Source organism: Rahnella sp. GSA61A (assembly GCF_019969905.1).
Taxonomy (GTDB): domain Bacteria; phylum Pseudomonadota; class Gammaproteobacteria; order Enterobacterales; family Enterobacteriaceae; genus Rahnella; species Rahnella aceris.
In genome coordinates this window covers 1-17,071 of sequence record NZ_JAHXYO010000038.1, presented here as the reverse complement: position 1 = coordinate 17,071, position 17,071 = coordinate 1, and the positions used below count along the sequence as shown (strand labels likewise).

Here is a 17,071-nt window from a genome sequence, read left to right as displayed (position 1 = left end):
TCTGCAGGCGCGGACTTCATCGTGGCGCGGGCAACGTAAGGTTGCCCATCAGACGCCGTATAGATTTAAGCAAGCCCATCATAAATCAAAATCAACGTTGCAAAAAAGGGGGTGACCATAGATTTTTGTGGGTGATTGCCGGTGTGTGTATTGGTGTGTATAATCATCCATCACCAAGGAGAGCCCATGAAATCAACGGAATTGATTAAAGCGCTGCTTGCAGCGGGTTGTGAACTCAAGCGTCACCGGGGAGGAAGTCATCAAATTTGGTGGTCACCTGTCACCAACAAAACCTTTCCCGTTCCCCACCCCAAAAATGATTTACCTGTGGGAACTCTCAAATCCATTAGAAAAATGGCAGGGATATGATCCTGCAACTGGAGGTTGAATATGTTCTTTTCAGTCGGTCTTGAAACACCAAAAGATGACAAAACCGCTTACGGTATGGTGGTACCTGCATTTACCGCGTTTGATTACGGATGCTTCTCTGCAGCGGATACCCGTGAAGAAATCGCCCCTATGGTTCGCGAAGCCATCCTGATGACAGTAGAAGATTTGATCGAAAGCGAACGCTTTGTTGTTGACGATATTTTTGATGCAGGCCATTTGGTGTATGCCGCTAATCCCGAATATGCCGACTTCGATACCTGGTTTTTGATTGATATTGATCTCTCGGAATTCGAAGGGAAAGCGCATCGAATCAATATTTCGCTGCCTGACACCCTGATCAAACGCATTGATAATAAAGTTAAAAATCATCCGTCATATCGCGACCGCAGCCATTTTCTGGCGATGGCCGCACGTAAAGAATTGCTGACCTGACAATCTGACAGCAGGAAACCCTCCTGCTGGCGACTCCCTTGCCACTGTGTCTATTACAAAACCAAATAGTTGCCATTAAAACTATTCATTGGTTTAATATTTCAACCAAAACGATAATCATCATCCGAATTTCCCCTGATTCTTCAATAAGATCTGTTAAATCTCATTATGAAAAAAACGACCACACATTCCCCACTCAGCCCGGCGCTGATTATTCTGATGGCGGTGGCCACCGGGCTTGCCGTCGCCAGTAACTATTATCCGCAACCGTTGCTGGAAACCATCGCCCGCGCTTTTAATCTTTCCGTCAATCAGGCCGGGTTTATTGTGACGGTGGCGCAGCTCGGTTACGCCTGTGGGTTGATGTTTATCGTGCCGCTGGGCGATATGTTTGAGCGTCGCGGTTTAATCGTGCTGATGACGCTGCTTTCCGCCGCCGGACTGCTGATCACCGCCATGGCGCCCACGCTGACCGTCATGCTGGTCGGGACGGCGCTGACAGGACTGTTCTCGGTCGTGGCGCAGATTCTGGTGCCGCTGGCCGCCACACTGGCGGAACCGGAGCGTCGCGGTAAAGTGGTCGGACTGATTATGTCTGGCTTGCTGCTGGGTATTCTGCTGGCGCGAACCGTCGCTGGTGCGCTGGCGTCGCTGGGCGGCTGGCGGACGGTGTACTGGGTTGCCAGTGCGCTGATGATCGTGATGGCGCTGGTGCTGTGGCGCAAGCTGCCGAAACATCAGCAAAAAACGGATCTGAATTATCCGCAACTGCTGAAATCCATTTTTACGCTGTTCATCCACACGCCGGTGTTACGTACCCGCGCGCTGATCGGCATGTTCTGCTTCGCCAACTTCAGCATTTTGTGGACGTCGATGGCGTTCCTGCTGGCTGGCCCGGCGTATCACTATTCCGAAGGGGTAATCGGCCTGTTTGGTCTGGTGGGGGCGGCGGGGGCACTGGCGGCCACCCGTGCAGGGAATCTGGCGGATAAAGGCAAAGCGCATCTGACCACGACCGCCGGGCTGGTGCTGCTGTTACTGTCATGGGCTGCGATTGCCCTGGGACAACACTCGGTGATTTCGCTGATTATCGGTATCATCGTTTTGGACCTTTCGGTTCAGGGCGTACACATCACCAACCAAAGTGTTATCTATAAAACGATGCCGGAAGCGCGTAACCGCCTGACGGCGGGTTACATGACGACGTACTTTATCGGGGGTGCGGCAGGTTCACTGGTGTCGGCTTCAGCCTATCAGGCGGCAGGCTGGTACGGGGTCTCAGCAGCAGGCATCGTCATGTGTATACTGAATTTACTGGTCTGGTGGAAGGGTCATAAGTACACACTGGCCTGATAACGTACGAAACTACATCAGGCGGGAATCATCACCCCTCCTGATTAGCTTGCGAATAGTCATTTGGGAAATTTATTTGAACCAAAGGGTGTCAACAATACTTACAGTCTGGTAATGTTTACGCCATGAATTATTCGCCGGCAACCATCCGGTTTCACAATGTTTCAAATATCCATGCAAACCAATCCAGATCTCGAAGCACCTGACCCCGTCCGCGTTTCCACTTTCGCACAAGGTATTACCGATAGCCTTCCTATCGTGATTGGTTATCTGCCCATTGCTTTTGCATTCGGGCTCAGCGCGGTCAAACTAGGTTTCACTCCCGCTGAAAGTCTGCTGTTTTCCATTCTTATCTACGCTGGCGCCAGCCAGTTTGTGATCACCGCGCTGCTCAGTGCAGGAATGTCGTTGTGGGTTTCCGCCCTGACCGTGATGGCGATGGATGTCCGGCACGTGCTGTACGGCCCGTCGCTGCGCAATCGCCTGGCGGGAAAGCTCAATGGTAAAAAAACGGCGCTCTGGGCATTCGGCCTGACGGACGAAGTGTTCGCTGCCGCCACCGCCAGGCTGATCCGTGATAAACGCAGCTGGAGTGAAAACTGGATGTGCGGCATTGCGCTGTCATCGTGGCTGTCGTGGGTATCGGGCACCGCCGTGGGTGCACTGTTTGGTAATGGTCCGCTGGAAAATTTCCCGGCCGTCGAAGCCGCGCTGGGATTTATGTTACCGGCGCTGTTTCTGAGTTTCCTGCTCGCTGCTTTTAAGCGCCAGCAGAGCATAGTGTTTGTCGCCTCGCTGGCCGGTGCGCTGGGCGGGCTGTTGTTCTGGTCGATCCCCGCTGCCATAGGCGGTGGTCTGGGCGCAGGGTGCCTTGCCGCCCTGCTGCAACGTCCTCAATCCCCTTCTGCCACGGAGATAACCTCAGATGAGCACTGATGTCATTCTGGTTTGTCTGCTCGTCGGCACCGTCAATTACCTGTTCCGGTATCTGCCTCTGCGCCTGGGTTCGCGGCAGAAATCGGGACTGAAAAATGGCCCGCTCTCCCGCGTGCTCGACAGCATTGGTATCGCGTCAATTTGCGCGCTGCTGGTGGTTTCAGGCACCCCTGAAATTCTGCGCGATCAACAAAAGCTGCTGCCGTCACTGGCCGGTTTCGTTCTGCTCGCACTGATTTTCTGGCGTACCAAAAGCATCATTATTGCCACCCTGACCGGTGCCGTAGTGTACGGCCTGGTGTTCAAGGTGATGCTGCTGGCAAGCTGAGGACCATTTTTACCGTAAGGCAACACCCGGGCAAAGTCTGCCTGATACATTAAACATCGAATAATTCACCGGAGTTATGAATAACACTAATTGCTAAAGAATTGGTGATTCATGACATTGATATTATTAATTACCATCGTTACTATGTCATTCGTAACTAATGAGGCTTCTCATATGGACAGTTCGTTCGCGCCAATTGAAAACATGTTGAATTTCCGGGCTAAAAAGCAAAAAGATTTCCCTTATCAGGAAATTCTGCTGACCCGCCTGTGTATGCACATGCAAAGTAAATTGCTTGAAAACCGTAATAAGATGCTGAAAGCACAAGGAATTAATGAAACGCTGTTTATGGCGTTACTCACCCTTGATGCGCAGGAAAGTCACAGCATTCAGCCTTCGGAGCTAAGCTCTGCGCTAGGTTCATCCCGCACCAACGCCACCCGTATTGCGGATGAGTTGGAAAAACGCGGATGGATCGAACGCCGTGAAAGCGATAACGACCGCCGGTGTCTGCATTTGCACCTGACGGCTGACGGTGAAGCCTTTATTCAGAAGTTACTGCCGCCTCAACATAAGAGCCTGCATTTTCTCTGGTCGACATTAGACGCAGATGAACAGAAGCAGTTAGAAACCCTGACGCGCAAACTGTTAACTCGCCTTGATCAGATGGATGCGACAGCACCACAACAATTCTAGATTTCTGTTCAGGTAAACCACACATGTCACTCCAAGCTCGCTGGAGGCTTACGCCGCTGTTTGCCGTTTTGACGTTGGCCGGCTGCGCCTCCAGTAATAATATTGCTCCTCAGTCGTCGCTGCTGGATACGCAACAGCTTCATCTGCAGCAGGAAAAAGTCAGTTCCCTGACCATCGGTCCTCAGTGGTGGCGCAGTCTTAATGACCCGCAACTCGATAATCTGATGACTACGACGTTGCAAAACTCGCCATCATTACGTCAGGCAGCCGCCCGCGTGCGCGAAGCGCAAAGTGTGATGGGAGAAGCTGATGCCGCCAATGGCCCTTATCTGGATTTGAACGGTTCAACGCGTCGTGAACGTGTCGCAAAAAACACGATCCCGCCGTTTTTGACCAGTTATCCCGAAGCGCCAATTTACGACAGCAGCAACAGCCTCGGGCTGAATCTGAGCTATGAGTTTGACTGGTGGGGGAAATACCGCAATCAGGTGAATGCCGCGAAAGCACAGGTGGATTCCGCCCGTGCTGAACAGGCTGAAGCCGCTCTGACGCTGACCAGTTCGGTGGCGTCAGCCTATTATCAGTTGCAGGCAGATCTTGCCTTGCAGGATGTTCTGCAACACGAAGTGGACAATAATCAGCATCTGGCTGATTTGCGTAAAGCGCAATATCAGGCAGGCGTGTACGGTGTTGAAATTCCGCAACAAACCCAGGCTCAGGCCGACAGTGCCAAACAGCAAATCATCAATCTGAAAGCGCAAACCGAACAGCTAAGACATCAGCTTTCCGCGCTGGCCGGACGTGGCCCGGATGCCATGAACGGGCTGCACGCCGTGGCATTGCCGTCGCCTGACACGCTGGCACCGAAAGGGGAACTGACGCTGGATTTACTCGGCAAACGCCCGGACATCGCTGCACAACGTGATCTGGTGGAGTCCTATTCCCAGCGGGTCAGTGCCGCGAAAAAAGAATTTTATCCAAGCCTTTCCATCAGTGCCTTCGGCGGTCTGACAACCACCAACTACGGCGGCACCAGCCCGAATCTTTTTGAAGCAGCCAGTAAAGCCTGGAATATCGCGCCAGCCATTTCGCTGCCAATTTTCCACGCCGGTGCGCTGCGCTCCAAACTGGGCGAAGAGTCCGCGTTATATGACCAGTCTGTTGAGTCGTATAACCAGACCATCCTGAACGCCATCCAGCAAACTGCGGATGCCATTACTGTCTCGAAAAGCAGCGTTGAACAATTGCAGCAGGCGTCTTCTGCCGCTAAATCGCTGGAAGAGGTGTATCGCGTTTCAGATGCAAGATACAACGCTGGCGTCATCGGACGGGATGAGCTGTTAACCAGCCAGTCAGCACTCCTGCAACAACAGCAGGCGCAACTCACTGCCAGCAGTCAGTTGATGCAGGCAAAAATCAGTCTCATCCGTGCGCTTGGGGGTGGCTATCAGGCCCCTGCCGCGGACCAAAAATCATAATAAAAGACTCAGTGTGGAGAAGACCATGAGCGCAAATGCCGACACTCAGGCAACGCCGCAAGCTCCGAAAAATAAGAAAAAGACGCGCAAAGTCGCGATGCTCTTGTTAACCGGAATTTTCATTATTATTGCCATCGCCTACCTGTTCTACTGGCTGCTGGTATTACGTCATTTCCAGTCTACCGACGATGCTTACGTGGCCGGTAATCAGGTACAGATTATGGCGCAGGTGTCGGGCAGCGTGACCGACGTCAACTTCGACAGCACCGACTTTGTGAAAAAAGGCGACGTGCTGGTGACCCTCGATCCGACCGATGCAGAGCAGGCTTTCGAGCGCTCTAAAACGGCGCTGGCGAACAGCGTGCGTCAGACGCATCAGTTGATCATCAACGGCAAGCAATATCAGGCCAATATCGCGCTGCGTCAGACCCAGCTGCAACAGGCACAGACTGACCTTAAGCGCCGCATTGTGCTGGGTAATGTCGATGCCATTGGCCGCGAAGAACTGCAACACGCCCGTGACGCCGTCGATACCGCGAAAGCGCAATACGATGTCGCCGTTCAGCAGTACAACGCCAATCAGGCGATGATTCTGGATACGCCGGTCGATAAACAGCCGCAAGTTCTGCAGGCCGCCGCGCAGGTTCGTGACGCATGGCTTGCCCTGCAACGGACTAAAGTGCGCAGCCCTGTTGACGGTTTCGTTTCACGCCGTGCCGTACAAATCGGCCAGCAGATCAGCCCGACAACGTCCCTGATGGCCGTGGTGCCAGCGCATCACATCTGGGTTGATGCCAACTTTAAAGAAACCCAGCTGGCGAATATGCGTATTGGTCAGGTGGCAACCGTGGTCAGCGATATGTATGGCGATGACGTGAAATACCACGGCAAAGTCGTCGGTATGGACATGGGCACCGGCGGCGCGTTCTCGCTGTTACCTGCGCAAAATGCCACCGGCAACTGGATCAAAGTGGTTCAGCGTCTGCCGGTTCGTATCGAACTTAACGATCAGGAAGTGGCTGAACATCCGCTGCGTATCGGTTTATCGACACTGGTAACGGTTGATACTCAGAATCGCGATGGCCTGGTGCTGGCCGATAAAGTCCGTACCGAACCGTTGTATCAGACTTCAGCACTGACGCTGGATCTGGCACCGGTTAACGCCATTATTGCTGACGTTATTCATGCCAATGCAGGCTAAAACATCCGGAGGCCTCTGTGGCAAATAAACCGCTGGTAGGCGCCCCGCTGGCCTGGATGACGGTGGCTTTGTCTATGGCCACCTTTATGCAGGTGCTGGACTCGACGATCGCCAACGTGGCGATCCCGACCATCGCCGGGAATCTGGGTGCCTCGAACTCACAGGGTACCTGGGTTATCACCTCATTCGGGGTGGCGAATGCCATCTCGATCCCGATCACCGGCTGGCTGGCAAAACGCATCGGTGAGGTCAAACTGTTCCTGTGGTCCACAGTACTGTTCGCCCTCGCTTCATGGTTGTGCGGGATGTCCAACAGTCTGGAAATGCTGATCTTCTTCCGTGTGTTGCAGGGCGTGGTGGCAGGTCCGCTGATCCCGTTATCACAAAGTCTGTTACTGAATAACTATCCACCGGCCAAGCGGAGTACCGCGCTCGCGCTCTGGTCGATGACGGTGATCGTCGCCCCGATTTGCGGGCCGATCCTCGGCGGGTATATCAGTGATAACTATCACTGGGGATGGATCTTCTTTATTAACGTGCCGATCGGTCTGGCCGTGGTGTTCCTGACGCTCAGAACGCTGAAGGGACGCGAAACCGCCACGCAGATCCGTCCGATCGACAGTGTGGGATTAGTGCTGCTGGTGCTGGGTATCGGTGCCTTGCAGGTGATGCTCGACCGGGGTAAAGAACTCGACTGGTTTAACTCGACGGAAATTATCGTGCTGGCGGTCGTGGCGGTGGTCGCGCTCTGTTTCCTTGTGGTCTGGGAACTGACCGACGACCATCCGATCGTCGACTTGTCACTGTTTAAATCGCGAAACTTTACCATCGGCGTGCTGTGTATCAGCCTGGCCTACATGCTCTACTTCGGCGCGATTGTGTTGCTGCCGCAGCTGTTGCAGGAGGTTTACGGGTATACCGCCACCTGGGCCGGTCTGGCGTCCGCGCCGGTGGGTATTTTGCCGGTACTGATGTCGCCGATTATCGGGCGTTTCGCGCACCGTCTGGATATGCGAAAGCTGGTGACCTTCAGCTTTATCATGTATGCCTACTGCTTCTTCTGGCGTGCGTATACGTTCGAACCGGGGATGGATTTTGGCGCATCCGCCTGGCCGCAGTTTATTCAGGGCTTCGCGGTGGGTTGCTTCTTCATGCCGCTGACCACCATTATTCTGTCGGGATTACCGCCGGAACGGATGGCGGCGGCATCGAGTCTGTCGAACTTTATCCGTACACTGGCGGGGTCGATTGGTACGTCAATCACCACCACGTTATGGTCGAACCGTGAATCGCTGCATCACGCCCAGTTAACGGAAAACATCACGCCGTATAATCCGGCGGCGACGCAGACTTATCAGCAGCTCGAAGGTCTCGGTATGAGCCACCAGCAGGCTTCAGGATGGATAGCGCGGGAGATCACCAATCAGGGATTAATTATCTCTGCCAACGAGATTTTCTGGTTATCCGGCGGGGCGTTCCTGGTGTTGCTGATTTTAATCTGGTTCGCCCGACCGCCATTCACCAGTGGCGGTGGCGCGGGTGGTGCGCACTGATTCAGATAAACCCTGAATGTCAGAAAGCAAAACGGACGCCTTATGCGTCCGTTTTTTATGGCTGAAACCGGGCGATTACGCCTGGTTCTGACGCCACCATTCTGCCAGCAAAATACCGGATGCCACGGAAACGTTGAGGCTTTCCACTTTACCGGTACCGCCGATAGACACGCTCAGGTCGCCCTGCTGCCATGCGCTGTCAGATAAACCATCACTTTCTTCGCCCAGCACCAGCACCATTTTGGCCGGTAACTGCGCTTTGCCCAGCGCCGTACCTTTATGGCTCGACGTGGTCACGATGGTGTATCCCGCTTTACGGAAGGTTTCCAGCACTTCAAGGAAGTTATCCGCGCTGATGGCTTTAACGTGTTCTGCGCCGCCTTCAGCGGTACGGACTGCTGCGCCAGATTCCAGCTGGGCCGGATCCTGAACCATCATCCCGTTGATACCAAAATGCGCACAAGAACGCATGATACCGCCGAGGTTGTGCGGGTTACCGACGTTTTCCAGCGCCAGCACACAGTCTTTCGCCGGAGCCGTTTGCAGATACGTTTCTGCATCCAGACCCTGACGTTTTTTGATCAGGAAGCACACGCCGCCGTGGTGTTCGGTGCCGGAGGCTTTCGCCAGTTCGTCATCTTCAACCACATGGTAGGCTTTGCGGTTCGCCGCCATCCAGCGCAGCGCTTCGCGGAAACGCGGAGTCACGGACTGCACAAACCATGCACGCACAATCGCGTCCGGACGGCTGGCAAACAGTGCCTGACAGGCGTTTTCGCCATACACACGGGTTTCTTCCTGACGCTGACGACGCAGTTGTTCAGGATCGATAAAGCTTTTACCGCTGATACCGCCGTGATCCGGAACAGATTCATCTGCCGGCGGACGTGAAACTGTTTTCCACGGCGAAGAGTACGGGCCGTCGTCGTCACGCGCCGGACGACGCGGGCGATCATCACCACGGCGTGGTGCCGGTCCGCGGGAATCGCCACGGGAATCGCTGCTGCGACGCTCATTGCGGCGGGCATCGTCTGGACGGGAACCCTGGCGAGGTTTATCGCCCGGACGTCCTTTATTGTTAGAAGGACGTTTATCGTTATTGCGGTTATCGCCGTCGTCGTCACTGCGGACGTACATCACTTTGACTTTGCCGTTCTTGCCACTGAATGAATCGTTCATTTTTCTCTCCACCTACGCGCAGGGCGCGAAGATTACCTGATGTCTGTGAGCTAAGCCACAGGCTTTGGACCAAAAGCTAAAAACTATCGTAATCATTGAATAAACCACGTTGTTTACGTGACGTATCGACCCCATACTTACAACATATAAGTAACATATCAGCCGTGTTCTTTACCGCTTTTAAGGATAAAACCGGGGTTGTGGTTGATACCATTCTCACGTTAAGCAATGTAGAGGCTATTTTATGAATACGGTTTGTTCATCATGTCAGGCCACCAACCGCCTGCCTGAGGATCGTATCGACGACGGCGCAAAATGCGGCCGTTGCGGTCATGCACTTTTTGAAGGCGATGTCATTCACGCGACTGCCGCCACGCTGGACAAATACCTGCAGGATGATCTGCCGGTGGTTGTCGATTTCTGGGCACCGTGGTGTGGCCCTTGTGTTAACTTTGCACCGATTTTTGAAGACGTTGCACAGGAACGCGCCGGTAAAATCCGCTTCATCAAGGTTAATACCGAAGCTGAACCTGAACTGAGCGCGCGGTTCCGTATCCGCAGTATTCCGACCATTATGGTGTTTAATGAAGGCAAAATGGTCGATATGTTGAGTGGAGCAATGCCTAAAGCACCGTTCAACAACTGGCTTAATGAATCATTGTAACGCATAAGCCGCTATAAAGCCCTGCTGAAGGCCCGTCACCGCACGGGCCTTTTTCTGTTCCGAACACAAGCCACTTGCCTGCCACCACCGGGCGATTAGAATAGCCGTTTTTTGCATACCGGAATGCCTATGTCAGACAATGCCGTCCTTCGCCTGCGTGAGCAGCGTTTAGCCCGATCCACCCGTCCTTTTCTTGCGCGTGGTTCACGGGCGATACGCTGTCAGACCTGCCTGTTGCCCAAACGCCACTGCATCTGCGCCACGCGCGAAATTCATCAGGCCACCAGCCGTTTTTGTCTGGTGATGTTTGACACGGAGCCGATGAAACCGAGCAATACGGGTCGCTTAATCGCGGACGTGTTGCCGGATACGCAGGCGTTTTTGTGGTCACGCACGCAAACCGATCCGGCTCTGCTGGAAGCAATTGCGGACCCGCAGCGTCAGGCTTATGTGGTGTTTCCCGCCTCTTTCGCCGAACCGCCGCGTCAGGTGTTTACCGAAGTTCCGGCGGGCAGCAAACCGCCTTTATTCATTATGCTCGACGGCACCTGGAACGAAGCGCGCAAAATGTTCCGCAAAAGCCCGTATCTGGATAATTTGCCGGTTTTCTCTCTCGATGTAAGCGCCAGCTCCGGCTATATCCTTCGGGAAGCCTCGCGCCCGGAACTGCATTGCACCGTGGAAGTGGCCGCCGCCCTGCTGGAAAAAGCCGGTGATCTCGATGCTTCAGCGGGCCTCTCACGCCACTTTACCCATTTCCGCACCCAGTATCTGGCCGGAAAACCCCATCATCCGGTGCACCAGCTCACAGCAAAGAACGAAGAAAACCTCTAGAATCATGGGAACATGATGAACCGGAGACGTTATGAGTCAGCGCGGACTGGAAGCCTTATTACGACCTGAATCTATCGCGGTCATTGGCGCGAGCAATAAACCGGGGCGGGCCGGATATCTGATGATGCGCAATCTGCTCGACAGCGGATTCAATGGCCCGGTGCTGCCGGTTACACCCGCTTATCGCGCGGTGTGCGGCGTACTGACCTGGCGGGATGTCGCCAGCCTGCCGATGTCGCCCGATCTCGCCATTCTCTGTACCCACGCTGACCGCAATCTTGCATTGCTCGAACAGCTCGGCGAACGTGGCTGCAAGACGGTCATTGTGCTTTCCTCACAGCCACAACAATTCGTTGAACTCAAAACCAGCGCCCAGCGCTTTTCGATGCGCCTGCTCGGACCCAACAGCCTGGGCATTCTTGCACCGTGGCAAAAACTAAACGCCAGTTTTTCGCCGGTGCCCATCCTGCCCGGTAAGCTGGCGTTTATTTCGCAATCGGCTGCGGTCGCCAATACGATTCTGGACTGGGCGCAACAGCGTGCCGTCGGCTTTTCCTATTTCGTATCACTGGGCGACAGCCTGGATATTGATGTCGATGACCTGCTCGATTTCCTCGCCCGCGACAGTAAAACCAGCGCTATTTTGCTCTATCTCGAACACATCAGCGATGCACGGCGCTTTCTTTCTGCCTCACGCAGTGCCTCACGCAATAAACCGATTCTGGTGATCAAAAGTGGTCGCAGCGGACAGGCGCAGCAATTACTCAACAGCCCGCTTAGCCTCGACGCCGCCTATGATGCGGCTATTCAGCGCGCCGGTTTACTGCGCGTGCAGGATACGCACGAGCTGTTTTCCGCCGTTGAAACGCTGAGCCATATGCGCCCGTTACGCGGTGAGCGTTTGTTTATCATCAGTAACGGTGCCGCTCCTGCCGCGATGGCGCTGGATCAGTTGCTTTCGCGTAACGGCAAACTGGCGAAACTGAGCGATGAAACCTGCCAAAAACTGAGTGCCATTCTGCCTGACAATATTGCCGTCTCGAATCCGCTGGATTTGCATGATGACGCCACACCGCAGCTGTATCAGGCTGTGATGACCACCCTGCTGGACAGCACTGATTACGATGCGCTGCTGGTGATCCACGCCCCCAGCGCCGTCGCACACGGTACGGTGACCGCCAGCCATCTGATCGATGCTGTGCATAAGCATTCGCGTGGCAAATACATCACGCTGCTAACCAACTGGTGCGGCGAGTTTTCCTCGCAGGAAGCCCGCAAGTTATTCACCGAGGCCGGGATCCCGACTTACCGGACACCGGAAGGAACGGTGACGGCGTTTATGCATATGGTGGAATATCGCCGGAACCAAAAGCAGCTGAAAGAAACACCGGCACTTCCGGCCGACCTCGAGCAGAACACTGATCAGGCGCATCAGTTGATCGCCCGCACACTGGCGGAAGGCACGACACAGCTGGATACACATGAGGTACGCCCGATTTTGCAGGCGTACGGCATGAATGTGCTGCCGACGTGGATTGCCAGCGACAGCGCAGAAGCGGTGAATATCGCCAGCCAGGTGGGTTATCCGGTGGCGCTGAAATTGCGCTCCCCTGACATCCCGCATAATTCTGAAGTACAGGGCGTGATGTTATATCTGCGTACCGCCAGCGAAGTCGCGCAGGCGGCGAATGCCATTTTTGACCGTGCCAGACAGGCGTTTCCGCAAGCGAGAATTCTGGGGCTGCTGGTGCAAACCATGGCCAACCGGCCAGGCTCACAAGAATTGCGCGTGGTGGTCGAACAGGATCCGGTATTCGGCCCGCTGATCATGCTGGCCGAAGGCGGTACCGACTGGCGACCTGAAAGACAGGCGGCGATTTCCCTGCCGCCGCTGAACATGACGCTTGCACGTTATCAGGTAGTTCAGGCGCTGAAGAGTGGAAAAATTCGTGGCCGCCATGCCCTGCATCCTCTTGATATACCGGCGCTGAGTCAGTTGCTGGTGAATGTGTCGAACCTGATTATCGACTGCCCGGAGATCGAACGGCTGGATATCCATCCTCTGCTGATTTCCGGCAGTGAGCTCAGCCTGCTTGATGTGTCCATGCAGCTTTGTGCACAGGGAGCAGAGGCACCGTCACGACTGGCGATCCGCCCTTATCCGCGCGAGTTGGAAGAGCGCGTTATACTGAAAGACGGATCACCCGCGTTGTTCCGGCCAATCCTTCCGGAAGATGAGCCGCTGCTTAAAGCATTTATCCTGAAAGTCACTAAGGAAGACCTGTATTACCGCTACTTCAGTGAGATCAATGAGTTCACCCATGAAGATTTAGCGAACATGACACAGATCGACTACGACCGTGAAATGGCGTTCGTCGCCATTCGTACGGTGAATGATGAAAGTGAAATTATTGGCGTCACCCGGGCGGTCTCGGATCCGGATAATATTGATGCTGAATTCTCGGTACTGGTGCGGTCGGATCTGAAAGGTCTGGGGCTCGGAAGGCGGCTGCTTGATAAGATGATCCATTACGCGGCAGAGCACGGCCTGCAACGTCTGACCGGCATTACGATGCCCAATAACCGTGGCATGATCACGCTGGCCAGAAAACTCGAATTCGACGTCGATATTCAGATCCAGGACGGCATTGTGAACCTCTCACTGGCACTGGAAAAGACCCGGATTTCGCAGCAGAAAGCTGCGAGCCTGCGCCATGAACAGGCAAAAGATGCGCACATGGGGCAGGACTAATGGTATTATCGACCGATTGTGCGGTTACCACTGTCTGCTTGTGCCGCTAAAGCCATTACATGAAGAGAGAAGAAGCGCACTGTGATGTTGTCAAAATTTAAACGTAATAAACATCAACAACACCTTGCTCAGCTGCCCAAACTCCCCCAAACGGTTGATGCTGTAAAAACACTCTACTGCCCTGCAGATTTCCGTAAGACGCTGCTCGAAGCCATTGCCAACGCCACCCAACGGATTTATCTGGTCGCGCTCTATTTAGAGAACGATGATGGCGGTCGTGATGTATTGTCGGCGCTATATGCCGCCAAGCAGCAACGTCCTGAACTGGAGATTTGTGTGCTGGTTGACTGGCACCGCGCGCAGCGTGGTCGCATTGGCGCGGCAGCGTCAAACACCAATGCTGACTGGTATTGTCGCATGGCAAAAGAGCATCCTGAGCTTTCCGTGCCGGTGTATGGCGTTCCGGTCAATACCCGTGAAGCGTTAGGTGTTTTGCATCTCAAAGGCTTTGTTATTGACGATCAGGTGATCTACAGCGGCGCGAGCCTCAATGATGTTTATCTGCATCGTCATGAAAAATACCGCTACGATCGCTATCAGTTACTGTCCAACGCCCCGCTGGCAGATGCCATGATCGACTTTATGAAGAAGTCGATCCTGACAGCCGCAGCGGTACAGCGTCTTGATCGTGAAGATCGCCCGAAAAGCATTGAGATTAAAAACGAAACGCGTCAGTTCCGTCAGAATCTGCGCAGCAGCGGTTATCATTTCAAAGACAGCGCAGGGAATGATGAGCTGGCAGTGACCCCTATCGTCGGTCTGGGCAAACAAAATGAGCTTAACCGAACTATCCATCATCTCATGGCCAGTACGGAACATAAGCTGACGCTGTGTACGCCTTATTTCAATATGCCTGCCATGCTGGCACGTAATATTATTCATCTGCTGCGTCGTGGTAAGCAGGTTGAAATTATCGTGGGTGACAAAACCGCAAACGATTTTTATATTCCGCAGGATCAGCCATTCAAAATCATCGGTGCCTTACCGTATTTGTATGAAATTAATCTGCGTCGTTTCCTGAGCCGTTTACAACGCTTCGTGGACAGCGGACAGTTGATTGTCCGCCTGTGGAAAGACGGTGATAACAGCTATCACCTGAAGGGAATGTGGGTGGATGACCGCTGGCAACTTATTACCGGTAATAACCTGAATCCTCGCGCCTGGCGTCTGGATTTGGAGAATGCCATTTTGATCCATGATCCGCATAAAGAGCTGGCGATCGCGCGACACAAAGAACTGGAAGAAATACGCCAGCACACGCAGGTTGTCTCGCATTATATGGAGCTGGAAAGTATTCCTAATTACCCGGTGAAAGTCCGTAAGCTTATCCGCCGTCTGCGCCGGATACGTATCGACAGATTAATCAGCCGGATTCTGTAATTGGCTATACTGAAAGCCTGATCATCGTGATCGGGCTTTTTTGTATTTGGAATTCCACTTTGTGATGCAAAAATTCTCCTGGCTCTCAGGCTTCCTGTCATTATGCTTATAGCAGGCGCAGCTGCTGGCTACAGCGCTTACCATCTTATCCATTATTAAAAGTGCATCCCTGCACTCTCTCCGTAAGAATTACAGCTGTATTTCCTTTCCTTTGCGGTGCAATTTCATCGATACGACCAAAGCGATCAAACACATTACGCAGACATACCAGAAAAATACTTCCTCTATATTCCAGGATTTAAAGGTCAGGGCGACATATTCTGCCGAACCACCAAACACAGCATTTGCAACCGCATAAGATAATCCGACACCCAATGCCCTCACTTCCGGCGGGAACATTTCCGCCTTTAATAATCCGCTGATTGATGTGTAAAAACTGACAATCAGCAGTGCCAAAACAATAAGTCCGAAGGCGATATAAGGACTGGTAACGGTTTGCAGAATATACAAAATCGGGATGGTGAAAACAGTCGCCAGGCCGCTGAATATCAACATAGAACTGCGTCGACCTATTTTATCCGAGAGCCCGCCAATAATAGGCTGCAAACACATAAAGACAAACAGGGCGACGGTCATTAAGGCACTCGCTGTTTTGGTATCCATCCCGGCAGTATTCACCAGATATTTTTGCATATAAGTGGTGAAGGTATAGAAGGTCAGGGATCCTGCCGCCGTGAACCCTAATACCATCATAAATGCCTTTTTATGCTTCCATAAACCCGAGAGGGTACCAGCATCTTTATGCTCACGAGTTTGTTTATCTGATGTTTCGTTCAGTGAACGCCGCAGGAACAACGCCACGACAGCAAGCACAGCGCCTAAGGCAAAGGGGATCCGCCACGCCCAGGATTTAAGCTCATCATTGGAGAATATCTGCTGCAGTATAACCAGAACCAGAAGTGCTAATAGTTGCCCACCGATCAAGGTCACATACTGAAATGAAGCATAAAAACCGCGACGTCCTTTAATCGCAACTTCACTCATATAAGTTGCGCTTGTTCCGTATTCCCCACCAACAGAAAGCCCCTGGAATAGACGGGCGACCAGTAATAAGACCGGTGCCCAGCTGCCTATCGTCGCGTAGGTTGGCAAACAGGCGATCACCAGCGAACCGCAGCACATCATGCAGACCGAGATCATCATTGAGTTTTTGCGCCCATGTTTATCGGCGATATAACCAAATAACCATCCTCCAATAGGGCGCATAAAGAATCCTGCGGCAAAAACGCCTGCAGTTTGTAATAACTGGGTTGTACTGTTTCCGCTGGGGAAAAATGAAGAAGCAAAATAGAGCGAACAAAAGGAATAGACGTAGAAGTCAAACCATTCGACCAGATTTCCCGAAGATGCCCCCACAATCGCAAAAATACGTTTCTTCTTATCTTGCTGATCATGATTCTCAGATTGAGATCCCAGAGTATCCTTCATATTATTTTCTCCCAATAGTTCCTGCTATAAGCGTGGTTATGACTATTTTTTATCGATAGGAAATATTGAGTTAAGCAACGAATGGATAAGGAAGAGAGGAAAGTTGACGAGTTACCTGCGTTTGCGTTGTTTTTTGTGATGCAGCGCGTGGTTAAAGGTAACTTTTAGTTAAATTCCGCATAGCAAAAAGCCCCGTACTTTCGTACGGGGCTTTCCACTTATTTGATGCCTGGCAGTTCCCTACTCTCGCATGGGGAGACCCCACACTACCATCGGCGCTACGGCGTTTCACTTCTGAGTTCGGCATGGGGTCAGGTGGGACCACCGCGCTACTGCCGCCAGGCAAA

General features: G+C 53.1%; 15 protein-coding genes and 1 rRNA gene. 13 read left to right on the top strand and 3 right to left on the bottom strand.

Annotated elements, in window-relative coordinates; genetic code table 11:
* Positions 1-186: 186 nt before the first annotated feature.
* The 9 genes from LC431_RS25845 (at position 187) to emrB (ending at position 8,367) form a co-directional block, all read left to right on the top strand.
* Positions 187-369, top strand: coding sequence for a type II toxin-antitoxin system HicA family toxin (locus LC431_RS25845; protein WP_013574084.1), 183 nt, complete (start codon positions 187-189; stop codon positions 367-369).
* 21 nt (positions 370-390) lie between these two features.
* Positions 391-822, top strand: coding sequence for a type II toxin-antitoxin system HicB family antitoxin (locus tag LC431_RS25840; RefSeq protein WP_013574083.1), 432 nt, complete (start codon positions 391-393; stop codon positions 820-822).
* A gap of 168 nt (positions 823-990) precedes the next feature.
* Positions 991-2,175, top strand: a complete 1,185-nt coding sequence (locus tag LC431_RS25835) for an MFS transporter (RefSeq protein WP_013574082.1) — start codon at positions 991-993, stop codon at positions 2,173-2,175.
* Between the two features lie 174 nt (positions 2,176-2,349).
* Entirely contained in the window at positions 2,350-3,111 is a 762-nt protein-coding gene (locus tag LC431_RS25830; RefSeq protein ID WP_013574081.1) for an AzlC family ABC transporter permease, read from the top strand.
* The gene (ygaH, locus tag LC431_RS25825) at positions 3,101-3,439 is read left to right on the top strand and encodes an L-valine transporter subunit YgaH (protein ID WP_013574080.1); all 339 of its coding nucleotides are present in this window, start codon (positions 3,101-3,103) and stop codon (positions 3,437-3,439) included. Before LC431_RS25830 ends, ygaH begins: the two co-directional genes overlap by 11 nt.
* Positions 3,440-3,613: 174 nt before the next feature.
* The gene (gene mprA, locus LC431_RS25820; RefSeq protein ID WP_013574079.1) at positions 3,614-4,135 is read left to right on the top strand and encodes a transcriptional repressor MprA; all 522 of its coding nucleotides are present in this window, start codon (positions 3,614-3,616) and stop codon (positions 4,133-4,135) included.
* 23 nt (positions 4,136-4,158) lie between these two features.
* Entirely contained in the window at positions 4,159-5,613 is a 1,455-nt protein-coding gene (locus LC431_RS25815; protein WP_126124629.1) for an efflux transporter outer membrane subunit, read from the top strand.
* 25 nt (positions 5,614-5,638) lie between these two features.
* Positions 5,639-6,814, top strand: coding sequence for a multidrug efflux MFS transporter periplasmic adaptor subunit EmrA (emrA, locus tag LC431_RS25810; RefSeq protein WP_013574077.1), 1,176 nt, complete (start codon positions 5,639-5,641; stop codon positions 6,812-6,814).
* A 17-nt stretch (positions 6,815-6,831) separates the two neighbouring features.
* Positions 6,832-8,367, top strand: a complete 1,536-nt coding sequence (gene emrB, locus LC431_RS25805) for a multidrug efflux MFS transporter permease subunit EmrB (RefSeq protein WP_015689403.1) — start codon at positions 6,832-6,834, stop codon at positions 8,365-8,367.
* Positions 8,368-8,442: 75 nt separating this feature from the next.
* Here the strand turns inward: emrB and LC431_RS25800 are convergent, their stop codons facing one another.
* On the bottom strand, positions 8,443-9,546 hold the full coding sequence (locus tag LC431_RS25800) for a tRNA/rRNA methyltransferase (protein WP_013574075.1): 1,104 nt from the start codon (positions 9,544-9,546) through the stop codon (positions 8,443-8,445).
* Between the two features lie 244 nt (positions 9,547-9,790).
* On the opposite strand from LC431_RS25800, the gene trxC reads away from it, so the two are divergent.
* The 4 genes from trxC to pssA all read left to right on the top strand — a co-directional run bounded on the left by trxC (position 9,791) and on the right by pssA (position 15,236).
* Positions 9,791-10,210 (top strand): thioredoxin TrxC, encoded by a 420-nt coding sequence (trxC, locus tag LC431_RS25795; protein WP_013574074.1) that lies wholly within the window; start codon positions 9,791-9,793, stop codon positions 10,208-10,210.
* A 129-nt stretch (positions 10,211-10,339) separates the two neighbouring features.
* Positions 10,340-11,044, top strand: a complete 705-nt coding sequence (locus tag LC431_RS25790; protein ID WP_013574073.1) for a tRNA-uridine aminocarboxypropyltransferase — start codon at positions 10,340-10,342, stop codon at positions 11,042-11,044.
* A 31-nt stretch (positions 11,045-11,075) separates the two neighbouring features.
* Entirely contained in the window at positions 11,076-13,796 is a 2,721-nt protein-coding gene (locus tag LC431_RS25785) for a bifunctional acetate--CoA ligase family protein/GNAT family N-acetyltransferase (RefSeq protein ID WP_217243884.1), read from the top strand.
* Positions 13,797-13,880: 84 nt separating this feature from the next.
* Positions 13,881-15,236, top strand: coding sequence for a CDP-diacylglycerol--serine O-phosphatidyltransferase (gene pssA, locus LC431_RS25775; protein WP_153376683.1), 1,356 nt, complete (start codon positions 13,881-13,883; stop codon positions 15,234-15,236).
* Positions 15,237-15,425: 189 nt separating this feature from the next.
* Here the strand turns inward: pssA and LC431_RS25770 are convergent, their stop codons facing one another.
* Both LC431_RS25770 and rrf read right to left on the bottom strand, forming a co-directional pair.
* The gene (locus LC431_RS25770) at positions 15,426-16,724 is read right to left on the bottom strand and encodes an MFS family transporter (RefSeq protein ID WP_013574070.1); all 1,299 of its coding nucleotides are present in this window, start codon (positions 16,722-16,724) and stop codon (positions 15,426-15,428) included.
* Between the two features lie 227 nt (positions 16,725-16,951).
* Positions 16,952-17,067, bottom strand: a 5S ribosomal RNA gene (gene rrf / locus LC431_RS25765).
* Positions 17,068-17,071 lie beyond the last annotated feature (4 nt).